The 15,568-nt window shown below is 43.5% G+C and carries 14 protein-coding genes and 2 pseudogenes; 5 read left to right on the top strand and 11 right to left on the bottom strand.

All coding sequences use genetic code 11. From position 1 onward, the window contains the following. Nucleotides 1-470: 470 nt before the first annotated feature. Both AB4263_RS23270 and AB4263_RS23265 read left to right on the top strand, forming a co-directional pair. Nucleotides 471-1,448, top strand: coding sequence for a DUF1852 domain-containing protein (locus tag AB4263_RS23270; protein WP_017064213.1), 978 nt, complete (start codon nt 471-473; stop codon nt 1,446-1,448). Between the two features lie 45 nt (nt 1,449-1,493). Further along, nucleotides 1,494-2,522 carry a methionine synthase gene (locus AB4263_RS23265; RefSeq protein ID WP_017062410.1) on the top strand — a complete coding sequence of 343 codons (1,029 nt, stop codon included), beginning with the start codon at nt 1,494-1,496 and terminating at the stop codon, nt 2,520-2,522. 211 nt (nt 2,523-2,733) lie between these two features. Here AB4263_RS23265 and AB4263_RS23260 read toward each other — a convergent pair whose 3' ends face one another. The 8 genes from AB4263_RS23260 to AB4263_RS23225 all read right to left on the bottom strand — a co-directional run bounded on the left by AB4263_RS23260 (nt 2,734) and on the right by AB4263_RS23225 (nt 9,046). After that, nucleotides 2,734-3,135, bottom strand: coding sequence for a hypothetical protein (locus AB4263_RS23260; RefSeq protein WP_017062409.1), 402 nt, complete (start codon nt 3,133-3,135; stop codon nt 2,734-2,736). Then, nucleotides 3,128-3,577, bottom strand: a complete 450-nt coding sequence (locus tag AB4263_RS23255; RefSeq protein WP_372098964.1) for a GNAT family N-acetyltransferase — start codon at nt 3,575-3,577, stop codon at nt 3,128-3,130. The genes AB4263_RS23260 and AB4263_RS23255 overlap by 8 nt, the downstream gene beginning before the upstream one ends. 69 nt (nt 3,578-3,646) lie before the next feature. Beyond that, nucleotides 3,647-4,147: a hypothetical protein gene (locus AB4263_RS23250; RefSeq protein WP_017064207.1), complete on the bottom strand. Its 501-nt coding sequence runs from the start codon at nt 4,145-4,147 to the stop codon at nt 3,647-3,649. Nucleotides 4,148-4,208: 61 nt separating this feature from the next. Then, complete coding sequence (locus AB4263_RS23245) at nt 4,209-4,649, bottom strand: hypothetical protein (protein ID WP_017062406.1); 441 nt, start codon at nt 4,647-4,649, stop codon at nt 4,209-4,211. A gap of 199 nt (nt 4,650-4,848) precedes the next feature. Then, complete coding sequence (locus AB4263_RS23240; RefSeq protein WP_017062405.1) at nt 4,849-5,349, bottom strand: opioid growth factor receptor-related protein; 501 nt, start codon at nt 5,347-5,349, stop codon at nt 4,849-4,851. A gap of 456 nt (nt 5,350-5,805) precedes the next feature. After that, the gene (locus tag AB4263_RS23235) at nt 5,806-6,279 is read right to left on the bottom strand and encodes a response regulator (RefSeq protein ID WP_017063648.1); all 474 of its coding nucleotides are present in this window, start codon (nt 6,277-6,279) and stop codon (nt 5,806-5,808) included. Next, nucleotides 6,266-7,621 (bottom strand): ATP-binding protein, encoded by a 1,356-nt coding sequence (locus AB4263_RS23230; RefSeq protein WP_017069973.1) that lies wholly within the window; start codon nt 7,619-7,621, stop codon nt 6,266-6,268. Before AB4263_RS23230 ends, AB4263_RS23235 begins: the two co-directional genes overlap by 14 nt. A 6-nt stretch (nt 7,622-7,627) precedes the next feature. Next, a complete protein-coding gene (locus tag AB4263_RS23225) occupies nt 7,628-9,046 on the bottom strand; it encodes a DASS family sodium-coupled anion symporter (protein WP_061017792.1) in 1,419 nt (472 codons plus the stop codon). 484 nt (nt 9,047-9,530) lie between these two features. On the opposite strand from AB4263_RS23225, the gene AB4263_RS23220 reads away from it, so the two are divergent. Further along, nucleotides 9,531-12,548, top strand: a complete 3,018-nt coding sequence (locus AB4263_RS23220) for an EAL domain-containing protein (protein WP_372098966.1) — start codon at nt 9,531-9,533, stop codon at nt 12,546-12,548. Nucleotides 12,549-12,670: 122 nt separating this feature from the next. After that, nucleotides 12,671-12,781, top strand: a pseudogene (locus AB4263_RS23215) (DUF3103 family protein); the annotation flags it as partial. Nucleotides 12,782-12,927: 146 nt separating this feature from the next. On the opposite strand, the gene AB4263_RS23210 reads toward AB4263_RS23215, so the two are convergent. Both AB4263_RS23210 and AB4263_RS23205 read right to left on the bottom strand, forming a co-directional pair. After that, a complete protein-coding gene (locus AB4263_RS23210; protein WP_108208800.1) occupies nt 12,928-13,245 on the bottom strand; it encodes a Dabb family protein in 318 nt (105 codons plus the stop codon). A 214-nt stretch (nt 13,246-13,459) separates the two neighbouring features. Then, nucleotides 13,460-13,699, bottom strand: a complete 240-nt coding sequence (locus AB4263_RS23205; RefSeq protein ID WP_017081013.1) for a hypothetical protein — start codon at nt 13,697-13,699, stop codon at nt 13,460-13,462. An 81-nt stretch (nt 13,700-13,780) separates the two neighbouring features. Here AB4263_RS23205 and AB4263_RS23200 point away from each other — a divergent pair. Next, nucleotides 13,781-13,891, top strand: a pseudogene (locus AB4263_RS23200) (LysR family transcriptional regulator); the annotation flags it as partial. A gap of 127 nt (nt 13,892-14,018) precedes the next feature. Here AB4263_RS23200 and tnaA read toward each other — a convergent pair. Further along, complete coding sequence (gene tnaA, locus AB4263_RS23195; RefSeq protein ID WP_372098965.1) at nt 14,019-15,455, bottom strand: tryptophanase; 1,437 nt, start codon at nt 15,453-15,455, stop codon at nt 14,019-14,021. Nucleotides 15,456-15,568: the final 113 nt, after the last annotated feature.

The following is a 15,568-nucleotide window of genomic DNA, read 5'->3' as shown; positions in this document are numbered from 1 at the left end:
AAAGTGTGCTCGCGCCCTGACACAGGAACAATGATCAGCCCTCCGCCAATACCTAACAAACCGGCTAGAAACCCAACACCACTGCCCAGTAACGCACAGTAGAAAATCAACAACAGCAATTCACTCATTTCATCCATCTCTTAATTAAATTAATCGTCTTAAATAACACACTATTAATGCGGTTATATTTCCATCAAGCTAATTAATATAACTGACACCGACTAAAATATTCAAACAGAATAGATCATGAATATTCCTCATATTGAATGTGAAGTAATACCATTGTTAATGGTCAACCTATCAACGTATAAAAACCTTAAGCGATTAACTTTATACGACATTAATTCTACTAAGCATTAATTTCAGACAGCATAGCCTTCGATTCTTAATCCGGTCACAAGCAAAAAATAAAAGCCGTTTTAATACTAAAGACCGAGAGAATCAGAAAAAAATTGGGATACCAAATCAGCATGAATAAAGAATTTAATTTTACGATTAAGAGCATTAGCCTCGACGAAAACTACCAGCCTGCAGACAGCACGCGTATCACTACCAACTTTGCTAACCTGGCTCGCGGTGACAGCCGTCAAGCGAACTTACGCAATGCACTACAAATGATCGATAACAGTTTCAACGCGTTAGCGCACTGGGATAACCCTAAGGGCGACCGCTACTCTGTTGAGCTTGAAATCATTTCTGTTGATATGGATATTGAAAGCAACGGCGAAGCATTCCCTTCAATTGAAGTGCTGAAAACCAATATTGTAGACCGTAAAACTAACGAGCGTATTGAAGGCATTATCGGAAATAACTTCTCTTCTTATGTTCGAGATTATGACTTTAGCGTACGTCTATTGGATCATAATAAAGGCCAAGATAAATTCAGCATTCCAGAAGATTTTGGTGACTTACACGGTAAGCTTTTTAAATATTTCGTTAACTCTGACGCTTACAAAAAGAACTTTAATAAACGACCTGTTATTTGCTTAAGCGTGTCAGATAATAAAACCTATTACCGCACTGAAAACCAACACCCAGTATTAGGTTTTGAATACCAACCAAATGAGTCTTCTTTAACTGAACAATATTTCAAAAAGATGGGCTTACAGGTTCGTTATTTCATGCCGCCTAACAGTGTTGCACCTTTGGCCTTCTATTTCTTTGGTGATCTGCTGAACGATTACTCTAACCTAGAGCTTATCAGCACCATCAGTACCATGGGTACGTTCCAGAAAATCTACCGACCTGAGATTTACAACGCGAACGCGGTTGCGGGTAACTGTTACCAACCAAACTTGAAAAACTTGGATCACTCGCTGACTCAAATCGTGTACGACCGTGAAGAACGAAGCCAGCTAGCTGTTGAACAAGGTAAATTCGCAGAAGAGAAGTTCATTAAGCCATACCAATCAGTTCTAGAGAACTGGTCGGCAAATTACGCACTTTAATCGTCTATTGCGCTCTCAAACCACCCAAGGATAGGCAATATTATTATGAAAACACTATTACCGACTTCAACAGCGGGCAGCTTGCCGAAACCGTCTTGGCTTGCACAACCAGAGACGCTTTGGTCGCCATGGAAACTTCAAGGCGATGAACTCACAGACGGCAAACAAGATGCGCTGCGTGTCTCTCTGCACGAGCAACAGCAAGCAGGCATTGATATTGTGAGTGACGGCGAACAAACACGTCAACACTTTGTAACGACCTTCATTGAACACCTGAATGGCGTTGATTTTGAAAAGCGTGAAACCGTTAAAATCCGCGACCGTTACGATGCGAGTGTACCGACGGTTGTAGGCCCAGTTTCTCGTCAGAAATCTGTGTTTGTTGAAGATGCGAAGTTCTTACGTCAGCAAACCGACCAACCGATCAAATGGGCTCTGCCGGGGCCTATGACCATGATTGATACACTTTACGATGCGCATTACCAAAGCCGTGAAAAACTGGCGTGGGAATTTGCAAAGATCCTCAACGAAGAAGCCAAAGAACTTGAAGCGGCAGGCGTGGATATTATTCAGTTCGATGAACCTGCGTTTAACGTGTTTTTTGATGAAGTGAACAATTGGGGCATCGCTTGTTTGGAAAGAGCCATTGAAGGGCTTAAGTGCGAAACAGCAGTCCATATTTGTTATGGCTACGGCATTAAAGCGAATACGGATTGGAAAAAGACATTAGGCACCGAGTGGCGCCAATACGAAGAAGTCTTCCCTAAGCTGCAGCAATCGAATATCGACATTATCTCTTTAGAGTGTCACAACTCTCATGTACCTCTTGAGCTGCTTGAGCTCGTACGAGGCAAGAAAGTAATGGTCGGTGCGATTGATGTTGCAACCGATTCGATTGAAACACCGGAAGAAGTGGCTAGCACTCTACGTGAAACACTTAAGTACGTTGATGCCGACAAGCTCTACCCTTGCACCAACTGCGGCATGGCTCCCCTACCTCGCGAGATAGCCTCAGCGAAGCTTAATGCGCTAAGTGCTGGCGCAGAGATCGTTCGTAAAGAGCTTTCAGCGTAACGCTTTCCTAAAGAACAAAAACTATGCCTTTAAGCCTAAGTATCATATTGATGCTTAGGCTTTTTGTTATGTGAGTTAATGAGCTTTACGCGCTGCTTACCAGGTTTTATCTAGGTCTTGAGCATATAAAGAGATCGCTCGTTGGTACTCTTTAATCGCATCGCTATTCGTCGTGGAAACTAAAAGCTCAAGTAACAGCGATGTCGCTTCTTTATGGCGACCTAGTTCGACACGCTAACATACGGCTCCATTCTTCTTTGCTCATTGCGCCTTTAGAAAGGTAAATATTGTGTTTCTGCATTGCACCTTTCGTGTATGAAAGCTTGATGAATGAGCCAATTTCAAACGGAAGAAAGCTACGCTGTAAAGTCACATCACAAGCAACGCCATTTAAACGTACATGACCGTTCGTGATTTCAAACGAGCTATCGCGAAGCTTCCACCACAACATTAGAATTTTTATTAATGGAGGAACACAAATTATCAGCCCTATGGTTAGCAGCGATGAACGATCACCGTCTGATATCCAATAGACAAGACCTAGTGCAATAACAATAAACAGCAACTCTGAAAATAAGTATTTAACAAAATTTAGTTGGATACGGTTATCCATGACACTCTCTCAATGATGACCCTAAAGGCAGCTCCATTTCAACGAGCCCTTTCACTTCAGACAACTGAGTAAAACCTTTTGATTGATAAAGCTTAATGGCGGGGTTCTCACTGAACACGCGCAACACTAACTGAGCCGATGCTTGATTGTTCGCATGTTCAATAGCCAAATCGAGACACTTAGAGCCAAAACCTTGACCTTGACAGTCAGCTAATATCTGCAAGCCCCTAAGAAACGTTGTACCACTAGCGTAACTGAAGCGAACAACACCAATACGGCGATCCCCCACATAAATTTCATAGTTATCCAGCTCATCCCAGCTGCGTAAAAACTGGCTATGACCCCAAGCGATTCCACGAGCTTGATAGTAACTCGCCATATTCGTTTTGGTGATCGATTCAGCGAACTTAGGCTCTGAACCTTTGACCAACCTTACTTCCATATTGTGTCCTTTGTTTTCAAATCACATCTGAATACGGCATAGCAAAATGCCGTATATGTTGAATCATTTTTAGGTACATACTGGTTTCACTTCCTTCCATTGTGTATCCCATTCTTCGCCTAACAAATTAGAAAGTTTTTCACAGTCGTATAGATAGCGAAGACTATCTTTACAGTACGCAGTAAGTATTTCAGTTAACTGACCAGACGCTTTTTCGTTGTCTTTGAGTTTTCCGTACATCATCAAACCAGTCCTAAAGGTGTCTTGATCGAGGTCAGACGCTTGCTTCGATAACATCCCAAAGGAAATAGCGTTAATAGACAGGGCTAATGCAATCGCATCGCCTTCATCTCCCTCTAATTCACAAGCACTATAACGAGCTAACAAGTTCGATGTTTTAATTAATGGGGCAAGGTCTTTTGTATTTGCATATTTATAGGTTTCAAAACCTTGCCGCACCGCAGCTTTATGACTGTCTTCAATGCTCACAACATAGTCTGTCAAAACATGTAAGCTCGCATATGCACCTAGCCCGAAAGCCACAATGAACACGGCGATTAATCTGATCACTTATCTCTCCTAAAAGAACCTTGTGCTGGTTAATTTTAAACGGCGTCTTGTAGTAACAACCCTACTTGCCATCGACCTTTTCTAGAAACCAACTTCCTTGGCACGGCCCATTGGTTAAGTGCCATCGGCCGTCAAATCTACTGCCACTGCCACGTGCGGAAAAACGATAATCCCATTGGCGATGTTTAGCATATAAACGTAAGTCGCCGTTTTCCGTCACCCAACCCTCTAACGGTGTTCCATTGTAGGTAAGCCTTAGAGTAGCCTTACCCTCACGAATAGTTCCGGTGATGGTTGTGCGTTCACACATATTATTGCCAGTGGTGTTAATACGGCGGCCTAGCCACTCACCGTCGAAATCGATAGAAGGAACAAATTGGGGACTATCCGGAAGTTTAGGAAACGACTCGGAATTACTGGACCCGAACCACTGAAGCTCACGACCAACAAGGAAGAAGACAACAAAGCCGATTGATATCGCTATCACAAATCCCTTTTTCATTAGCCTCTTCCTAATCCGCTGACCTTAAGAAAAGAACCCTAACATAATGAAAAGTAATAACTTACCATCAGTTTAATTAACTTTGATATATTCCACAAATTGCATTCAAATGTTGAATATAGAGAAAGCGGCATCGTACAAAATACCGCGCATTGAGAATCAATTATGAGCAGTGCCGGAAGCTCTGCACAGAAAAACCCTAACCTTCCAAGGCATTGCGCCAATACTGAACGGTTTTATCCGACACCAACCCTGTCTCGGTCGCCGCTGATACTAAAAAGTCACATAACCGAGCCGCAACCTCTTCATTACCCAACAAGTACAAACTGCGAATGGCTCGCGTTAACCTTAGCTGGTTATGGTCATGATTCTTTAACCATACGTGATTAGCCGGGCTAAGTGGTAACGATGAAGATATTTCACTCCCGTTTCGCTGCATACCCCAAAACTCAAGCATCAGGTCAAGCACTTGTAGATGAGCTGTGCGGAGCGCTTCTGAATTAGCAAAAAGCACCTTATCTTCTTGAGTAACCAACGGGGCATGTTGATTAAACTTAGTCCCCTCATCTATTGGGAAGAACACTTGAATGTACTTATGGTCATGCTCCAACCAAAAATGATTGTAAGCCAATAACTGTTCTATATTTCGACCAAATTTATCCGGCGCTTCACCAGATATAAAGCGAGCAATCTCACTCATTTTAAAATCCTACTGACTATAAACCCCCACTTGTGGGCGAATGCATTATTACGCAGTAAGCCGTGAAAAGCCTAGTCCTTTACGTTGTAAGTACCGATTTGGCTTAGAACTCCACGTCCCACGCGTTAGGAATCACTTTTGAATAATTTCGACTTACTTTTCTAACAAACGACACGGGAACTCTGCGACACATTTTAGCTCTGCTGTATGTTCAGGGAATCGTTCCTGAAGAAAACACAATGCATCCGTTGGCGTTGGCGTATGAGTTTTAGACTAAAGCCAGCAACCAGTGTGTTAATAACTGAGTACCAAAACCTGAACGACTAAAAGAGGTAGGTAAAATAAGCAGCGAAAGATTACATCTTTCAAAGAAAAACCCTTCAGAAAGCGTCCTTCGGTGCATAGAATTTCAAGCGACTTACACTAGTGAATAATGTAAGTCGCTAACATAAGAGGCTAACGCAAGCGTCTGAACACAACCTGCTGGTCGAGCTCATTCTGATAGTCCGTGTAATCAAGCCCTTGATCAAATATGTACTCAGTGACAAGAGTACGAATGCACTCAACCAATGTGCTTGCTTGCCAAGGCTTTTCAAAGTAACGGTCGATGCCTGCTGCATTAATCGCATTGATGGTATCAGTATGAGTGGCCTGCCCCGTAAGAAGAATTTTCTTGGTATTCGGAAAGCGACTGTCATGGAACACTTCAGTGAGTAACTCCACACCCGTTTTCCCTGGCATCACATGATCAGACACGATGACGGTAATGTGTTCGCCTTCTGCGTCAAGTTCATCAATGAGATCAAGCACTTCTTGCGCTGATTCACAATCTTCAATATTCAGCCAACTCGCCAGCGGCTCTAAATCTTGTATCACTGCGCTCAGTACTTCTCTCTGGTCATCGACACAGATTAAATTAAGCTTCTCCATGTTCACCCTCTATTGGTAACTTGATTCTAAATACAGTTTTAGAAGCATCACTTTTCACAATGATACTTCCGCCATAACCCGCCACAATCCGCTTAACTACTGATAAACCCAAGCCCAATCCAAACGATAAACCACCTTTTTTAGTGGTGAAGTTGGGCTGAAATACCTTTCTACGAGTCGCCTCGTCTATCTCAGGGCCGTTATTCGCGATCGTAACTAATATCCTTTTCTTACTTAATCTGGTTTGAATCTCTATTGCGGCATCGTCTGAATTCGACATTGCATCACAAGCATTCTTTACAATGTTGACCCAAATCTGAACGAGCTCTGTTTTCGAGCCTTTAAAAGACGGTAAATCCGCAGGGCTCAATCGCACAGACACTCTACGTAACTCACTTTGTAGCAACGATAAGGCATGGTTAATGGAGTCGTTAATATCAACCGCTTCTTCGGTGTCGATATCAACTCTGCCAAGTTGTTTAACCGATTTTACGATGCCGACGGTGTGTCTAGATGCCAAACGCAAATCATGTAAATCACAGCCCATCTGCCAAAAACGAATCGCTTCTTCTGGTTTTTTCAGCCAATGCTTTGAAATAACGTCTGTTGCAGATAAAGCATCAATTGGAATCGCCTTTGCAAGAGAGCGAGCAATGTTTTTGTCTAAACCATATTTTCTTTCAAATTGTCGCCCACGTGTTCGTGCTTCTGACGACGACGTTTTCTGACCATGCATTAACCCAAAATCGAAAAATTGACTGGCTTCTGGATGCACTTCTTCAAGCAGATCCATGATGACCGTTTCAAGTCGACCAGATTTACTATTTACGACACCAATAGCGTTGTTAAGCTCATGAGCAATCCCTGCAGCCAATTGACCCAAGGTCGTCATTTGCTCAGCAGTATGTAACTTCTCTAGCGCTTTTTGTTTCGCTATCGCTTCTTGTGTTGCGCGGCGTTGACGACGCGACAACTCATTGACAATTACAGGTGTGAACTGTGCGGTAAGAGGACCAAATTTACGTTCATCTTCTGCAGGCGTGTCTTTATCGATCCACGCTAACTCAACATCGGTTTTAGCAACAACCGTTGAAGATGCTGTCCAATTACCTGAAAAGAAGCTATGAACGCCTATAAAAGCCCCACTACCCGCGCTAAATACTCGCACTTGCGGTGTATTCGCATCGGTATAAAACCCTTCCAGTTCTCCACTAAACACATAATATAAACGAGTGTTTAACGCTGATTGTTCAATAATGGTGTTACCGGCACAGCACGTCACCCGACGTTCTGTTTGGTTAAAATAGCGCTCGATCAGTGCTTCTAGCTTTTGTTGATACACGTATCGTTATCCTATGTGACCAATTGAATGTAGCACCCACACCATAACAAAACTCAGTAGCACACCAACCACACCCAAAATAATACCGATTCTGGCCATTTGATTACTTTGCACATGACCAGTGGCATGAGCCAACGCATTCGGTGGCGTACTGATTGGCAGCGACATACCTAATGAAGCGGCAAAAGTCACAACCAAAATTAACGTTAGCTCACCGCCTAGTGGCGTGAGTGAAGCCATAGACGAACCTAATGCCGCCATAATTGGCATTAACAAGTTAGCCGTTGCGGTATGAGACATAAAGTTTGCCATTACCAAACACAAGAACGCCGCTCCGAACAACACCACATAGGGTGAGTAAGCATCAAACGGAATGCTGTGTACCACGAGCCTTGCTAAGCCAGTTTTATCGAGCGCTAAACCAAGCGCAATACCACCTGATACAAGCCACAATACGTCCCAAGAAATTTTCTTCAGGTCTTCTTTATTGATGATCCCTGTGAGTGAGAACACAGCGACAGGAATCAGAGCGACGGTGTAAGAGTTCATGCCATGGCTTGAACCCATTAACCAAAGAATGATGGTCAGCGCAAAAGTGACGTACACCGCAATGGCTTTAGGCGTTTTAAGGAATTTACCTTTGATGCTTAGCTCGATTTTCTTTTGGTCAGCTTTGTACATAAAGCCTATTAAAAACCACGCTAACGCCATCATAATCACAACAAACGGCACACCAAATGCCATCCATTCACCGAACGTAATGAGGTTATCGCCAACTAAATATTTAAGTGCGATAGCGTTCGGAGGGGTACCGATCGGAGTACCAATGCCACCGATGTTAGCGGCAACCGGGATACAAAGCGCAAACGCTACACGACCGGGGTCTTTCGGACCAAACACAGCCAGTACCGGCGTTAAAATAGAGAGCATCATTGCCGTTGTTGCCGTGTTAGACATAAACATCGAAAAGATACCAGTGATCAACATTAAGCCGAGCATCACAAACTTTGGGTCTTGTCCAAATGGCTTCAACAACACGCGAGCTAAGTTTACGTCTAATCGATATTTAGTGGCGGCCATTGCTAAGAAGAAACCACCCAAAAACAGCATGATGATTGGGCTAGCGAATGTCGCCATGATATCGCTGTATTTTAACAGCTCACCAAAATGTTCCTCCCCATGCTCAAACCTTAAAAAGATCAGCCCTTTATCCGACAACATCAATAATTGCAGAACGATAATAACAACAGACGTCGCGTAGATCGGGATGGGCTCGAACACCCAGCACAATGCCGCTAATAAAAAGATCGCGATAACGCGTTGTTGAATAATCGTAAGGCCTTCAAATGGAAACGCTGATAGCGGCATTACGAGGATAATGAAAGGAATTAAAATAGGGATAATGTATTTAATATAGGGGCGCATAGCACAAAAACTCTTCCTGAGATAACAACTACTTAGAAATTAGATTTAAAGTTCTAATTTAGATCCGACAACGAATTATCGACCTCTTATCACTATCTCACTATCGGCTAGATCAATGATTATGTGATCACGATATCCCTTTTTTCGATTCTGTGCGCTACCTCTACGTTTGTATGCCATTTATTGTTGCAATTAAATTCAGGAGAGTGGTTTCTACGTTTCTAGTCATAATCCGTTCCGGTTATTCTAGGTACTGTCAGAACAGATCAGTCGCTTAAGTCATGTCCATAAATTGAGGACCGCTTCTGAGTAACCTCTCAAATATATGAGTTAGACTTACTCGGATTGTGCGTGGTTTTGCATTTCCTTTTGCCGTAAGTTTATTTTCAAGCTCGCTTAGTAGAGCATGGAAGAAATAATAAAAAGATACCTATTCTCCCCCGAAAACAGTTCTACACAACACAACTTTCGACCGGCTAATAACATGACTATTGTTACATCTAAAAAACGTCCTACCGTTGGCATTGTGCTGCCTATGCTCAGTGGCTTCTACATGGGCGAGCTAAATGCAACCCTTAGAAGGCTTGCGAAAAACCATAAAGTCAATCTGATCTTCATCCGCTCGGGTGAGCGAAGAGATTTTAAACTTCCTATATATTTTAATCATCTCGATGCCCTTGTGGTCGTTCTCCATGCAGCGACAGTAAAGTTGATCGAAGAAGCTATAAACGCAAACATTCCAGTCATTTCTATTGGAGCAAGCTATGCGCCGCTGCCCGTTGAGCAGTATTATAGTGTGCAAAGCGATGGTGTCACTAAGCTCTATGAATGGTTACAAAGTCAAGGACACGAAGAAATCGGCTTTTGTGGCGATCTCACTGTTAATGATATCAGGTCTCGCTTTAAAGCGTATCAACGCACGGTGATTGATCATAAAGGCTCATTCAACCAACGCCATTTCTTCCGCGTGTCGAATTGTTCTCTATCTGGGGGACGAGAAGCCGCAATAGAATTTATACAGCGTAAATCCAAATGCACTGCGGTTATCTGCGCAACTGACCACAATGCTGTAGGTATGATGGAGCAACTGTCTCACAGCAATATCTCGGTACCTGACGATGTCGCCATCGTAGGCATTGATAATATTTTCGTCGGTCAACAATTCAATCCCAAGTTAACAACAGTAGACCAACAGCTTGAGCTTCTAGCGACGCAAGTATTTCACCGCGTGTTGGAACGTATTTCTGGGAAGCCTTTTAATAATGCCAATAATAGTGTCCCGCAAAAGCTCATCGTTCATCAGTCTTGCGGTAACACAAACCCAGATCTCGAACATAAAGAAGATATCAACTCAGCTCGCCAAATCCTCTTAAATGTGCAAGGGCGTTCTCCCGCTGAGATATTCGAAAATTTCTATTCACAAGCACAAGGAGGTTTTGACTCAATTAGAGATGCTCAAAGCCTTTACGGAAACAATCTTGACTGGGCCTGTCTCGCTGAGTGTAATTCGGAGCAATACACTATTAGGAAATGGGTAGAAAAAGGCATGACTCAGCCAACTACCCTACCGCAACAAACAGATATTCAAGACGATATTCGCAATTTCCCATTTTTCGAACGCTATGATCATTTCGTTGCTTCCATTCTTCCTATCAACTCAGGGCAAGAAGATCACTGGAAGCTCGTCGCTGTTGTTGATTCATTGCAAGATCACCAAGATATCGGTACACAATCGGTATTCAACAATTATTTAGATATGCTCGCACTGTTCATCGAGCGCGACGAGCTTATCAATACAAGTAACAATCGTCAGAAGAACTCCCAACAGTTGTTGCAACAGCTCAAAGTAGTATCTAACAGCTCAAACGATGGTATCTGGGATTGGGACTTACTAACCAATACTCTTGTCTGGAACAATCGGTTAACCAAAATGATTGGCTGTCAAGATACCTTTTCTGATCGTAAGTTAGGATGTGACCATCTGTTCCAATATATACACTCAGAAGACTTAGAACTTCTCGAGTCCGCCATTCATAACCACTTAAACGAAGAAGTACCGTTCAAATGTGAATTCAGGATGAAGACGCAACATCGCGGATATATCTGGGTTCATGCCAATGGCTCAGCGGTTCATAATGCAGAAGGGCAGGCTGTGCGCTTCATTGGCTCAATGACGGATGTAACTCAAGAGCGAGAAGATGCGGAAAAGATTCAACACATGGCGTATTATGATGCGCTTACTGGCATCGCTAATCGCCGGAAAATAATGGAAAGCATCGCGCAACACATTGTGAATCGACCTAACCAAAAACGCGCGGTCATGTTGATGGATCTTAACCGTTTTAAGATTATCAACGACTCTTTTGGTCATCACGTCGGTGATGCACTTCTTTGCCACGTGACCAAACATATTCAGAACGTGCTATCAAGTGAACACCTTGTCGCACGTTTGGGAGGTGACGAATTCTTGTTTTTGTGTAATGTCAGTTCCGAAGCAGACATCAACGCACTCGCCACGCAGATTTTAAATGCCGTTCAAAACCCATTGATCGTTGATGATATTGAGATTATCAGCCAAGGAAGCCTAGGCATCGCTATGTATCCTTATGATGGCGTAAGTGCCGAAGAATTAATTAAGCAGGCCGACATTGCCATGTATCAAGCTAAAAAGCTGGGAGGACAAAGCTATCTCAACTTTCAAAGGTCAATGGCAAAAGAGACGGAAAACATAATCGAAATAGAGCACCAACTCAGTCGTGCCATCGCTCAACAAGAAATAAAGGTGCACTACCAACCTCAATATTGTGGGCAAGATGAAAAGATTACTGCTGTTGAAGCACTAGCAAGATGGGAATCTCCAACATTGGGGGATGTCCCTCCTGACCAGTTTATCGAGGTTGCTGAATCAGCTGGCCTAATCAGCAAGCTTGGTGAATGTATCATTCATCGAGTTTGTAAGGATGTTGAAGGATCTGAATGGCTACAAACCATGAGCCATATTTCCATTAATATCAGTGCAAAACAGCTGATACAGCCTCACTTCGCTCAAGAAATCATTCGAACTATTCGCCAATACCAGCTTCCTTTGACGTTATTCTGTATTGAGATAACCGAGTCAGCAGCAATTGTCGATTACGAGTTATGCATAAACTCACTTAAAGAACTACACGATGTAGGAATTTCTATCTCTCTTGACGATTTTGGCACGGGATTCTCTTCTCTATCTCTACTAAAGCAACTTCCACTAAGTGAAGTAAAGATCGACCGTTCATTTATCTCTGACATAACTCAAGGGCAGACCAACTTAGACTTCGTCAACACTATGATCATGATGGGTAAAAGCTTGGGCTATCGTGTTGTAGCTGAAGGGGTGGAAACTGCTGATCATAACCAACGCCTAAACGGACTGGGGATAGATCTGCTGCAAGGTTATTACTTCAGTAAACCTCGACCATTAAGTGAACTGGAATCAGAAGTGGCTATCAAATTGACTAGAGCTTAACCGTGGCACAACGGCATTATTTAAAAGTAATGCCATTCTTATTCACGCTTTGCGTTAACTTTACTGCCTATTGGCAGGTTAACGGAATAAAAATGAGCGTAAACAGTAGATGACATAAAGGTCGTTTAGAACCACAGATAGACCTCGTTGAGATGCCTTATCTGGACTACGACAAACAGACGTACTACCCCAATCAGACAGTTATCTTCTGGCCTCGCTACCGCTGGGGCGCAGGCAGGAATGCTGTCGCATCGTTTGCACCAGTCACTATTTCGCCAACAAAGTAAGTCGTTTCTTATTGAGTTAGGGCTCAATCGCTAGGCCCTAACTCTTCATTATCGAAGGTAAGTAAAACACAAGAGACCTACTCAGAACCTAATTACAGGGAGTAATCAAACACAATGATGTCTTCTAAAAGCGGACGAAACACATCTTTCAGCGCATCATGCTCAGGGTGCGGAAGGTAATTCTGACGGCCTTCTTCATCGGCGAACGTCATTAACACCGAGTGGGTATAACCTTGATTCTTGTTTTCAGGGCTGTCATTTAATCCCCATTCTACTGAAGTGACCCCTTCAACCTTGTTTGGCATCGCGTCAAACAGCATCTTTAGTTTTTGAACCTCTGAAGCTTCAGCGTTTTCTTTAAACTTAATCAGTAGAATATGACGAATCATTCCCGCTTCTTTTTGAGTCATTCCTTGTCCTTTCGAGTCGTTCGCTTACTGGTTTGTAATGCTTAACCAACACCTAATAGCGATCTAAATTAGAGAACAACAAAATGCCACACGTTACACACCATGCCAAGGCTAGATCGCTAGAGTTTATAAAATACTCCACAACCCAATAACGAAAAATGCTGCACCCGAGGGCGCAGCATTTCTCATGACAATGGTAAGCACATCTTTAACGTTAGTCACGACGACCTGTAAGCTGGATCGTTTGGTCTTGATCAACGTTCTTTTGGAATTGGATTCCGCCGTTAGACGCTTCATTTCTTCCTTCCAGTGTTAAGTCAGATTCAACACGCTCAGCCTTTACTTGATTACCTTCGCTTCTTGTCATGTCGATAGTCCCTGTATACGTACCGTCGGCAGCAAAAGCAGTATTCATTGAAAGAGCCATTAAGCCTAGTGCGATTAACTTTTTCATACATCACCTCGTTGTATTTCTAATTCTTTGTTCGTTTGGTATCTGTGTTTTTGTTGGAGTAACTTTAACAATCGAACATGAACCATAGATGTGAGCTATGTGATGAGCTGCCGCCGCTCGCAAAAAGACGCACCTTTGAATCAGTGGTTATTCCAAATGTTGAAGTCTACCCTGAAAAACAAACAAGCGTAGTTCAGCTTTTAACGGGTTAACTACTTAAAGGCTTAACTGCCTAACTCCCCTACCATCCAAAAAAAGAAAAGGCTCCCGAGGGAGCCTTTGATTAGGGTTCTAGTGACTATTCACTTATGTTTTTATTTTAAAATGCTTCTTCGAGCGTTTGTTCGTTCTTTTTTTCTGTTTGTTTCTCGCTGGTCTCTACCTCTTTCAAGCGCGCAGTGAAGTGTCTTAACACCGGCGGCTCGTAGGTAAAATCGAGCCCTTTCACTTGTCCTGCATTCTCTTTCACTTTTTCGAATGCTTCGATAATGAAGTCCATGTGTGTTTGTGTGTAGGTCGCGCGAGGAATGGTAAGGCGCAACAACTCAGCAGGACATGGGTGTTGTTCACCTGTTGCTGGGTCGCGTCCTTGCAGCAAAGACCCAATCTCAACCGCTCTGATACCCGCGACTTTATAGAGTTCGCACGCCAAAGCATGTGCGGGAAACTGACCAGCCGGGATATGAGGCAGCAATTTACCCGCATCGACAAACGCAGCATGACCGCCTGCTTGCTGGCACACGATGCCCATCGCTTCTAAGCCATCAACAAGGTATTGAACCTGGCCAATACGGTACTCTAACCAATCTTGGCGCATGCCGTCATAAAGGCCAACCGCAAGACGCTCCATCGCGCCACCTTCTAAGCCACCATAGGTTGGGAAGCCCTCTTGCACCACACACAAGGTTCGACACTCTGTGTACACATCCATGAAAGCGTCGTCTTTAAAGCACAACAAGCCGCCCATTTGTACCATGGCATCTTTCTTGGCAGACATAGCTAAACCATCCGCGTATTTGTAAGACTCACGCGTGATCTGTTCGATTGTCCAATCCTGATCACCCGCTTCACGTTGTTGAATGAAGTAGGCATTTTCTGCGTAGCGTGCCGAGTCCATGATCACAGGAATATCGTACTTCTGAGCGATTTCATACACGGCTTTGAGGTTAGCGATCGAAACAGGTTGTCCACCAGCCGAGTTACAAGTAATAGTGCTCACGATGTAAGGAACGTTGGCCGCGCCCGCTTCTAAGATAGCTTCTTCCAATTTGACGATATCGAAGTTGCCTTTGAAGTCGGCATTCACTGAGGTGTCGAACGCTTCTTTGGTATAAACGTTCTTCGCAACGCAGCAATTTACTTGAGTGTGGCCTTGCGTGGTATCAAAGAAGTAGTTCGACAAGGCGACCATTTTACTACGATCCAACCCCTTCTCCATTTCACGCTTCTTGATCAGAACCGGAATGTAAATCTGCTCTGCGCCACGCCCTTGGTGAGTAGGAATAGTCAGCTCATAGCCGAAGATATCTTTCACCGCATTCGACAGTGCATAGTAACTGCGACTGCCGCTGTAGGCTTCATCACCCATCAACATCGCTGCTTGCATACGTTGTGTGATTGAACCCGTACCGCTGTCGGTCAGCAAATCGATGAACACATCATCACTGTCGAGCAAAAATGGGTTCATGCCCGCGTCGACAATGGCTTGTTCACGATAGGCGCGAGTTGTTCTTTTTACTGGCTCTACAACACGAATACGAAACGGCTTTGTTTCCTAATTGGATCTCAGATAGAAACGGCCAGTATGGGTGATTATTAGGCTATTTCTATCGTTTTAGGCATACCTAACCCTGTGAGCTTATTCAACGC

The organism is Vibrio sp. 10N.261.55.C5 (genome assembly GCF_041470505.1).
Classification (GTDB): domain Bacteria; phylum Pseudomonadota; class Gammaproteobacteria; order Enterobacterales; family Vibrionaceae; genus Vibrio; species Vibrio crassostreae_C.
Note: the sequence above shows the minus strand (reverse complement) of the source record. Positions and strands in the feature narration are given on the sequence as shown.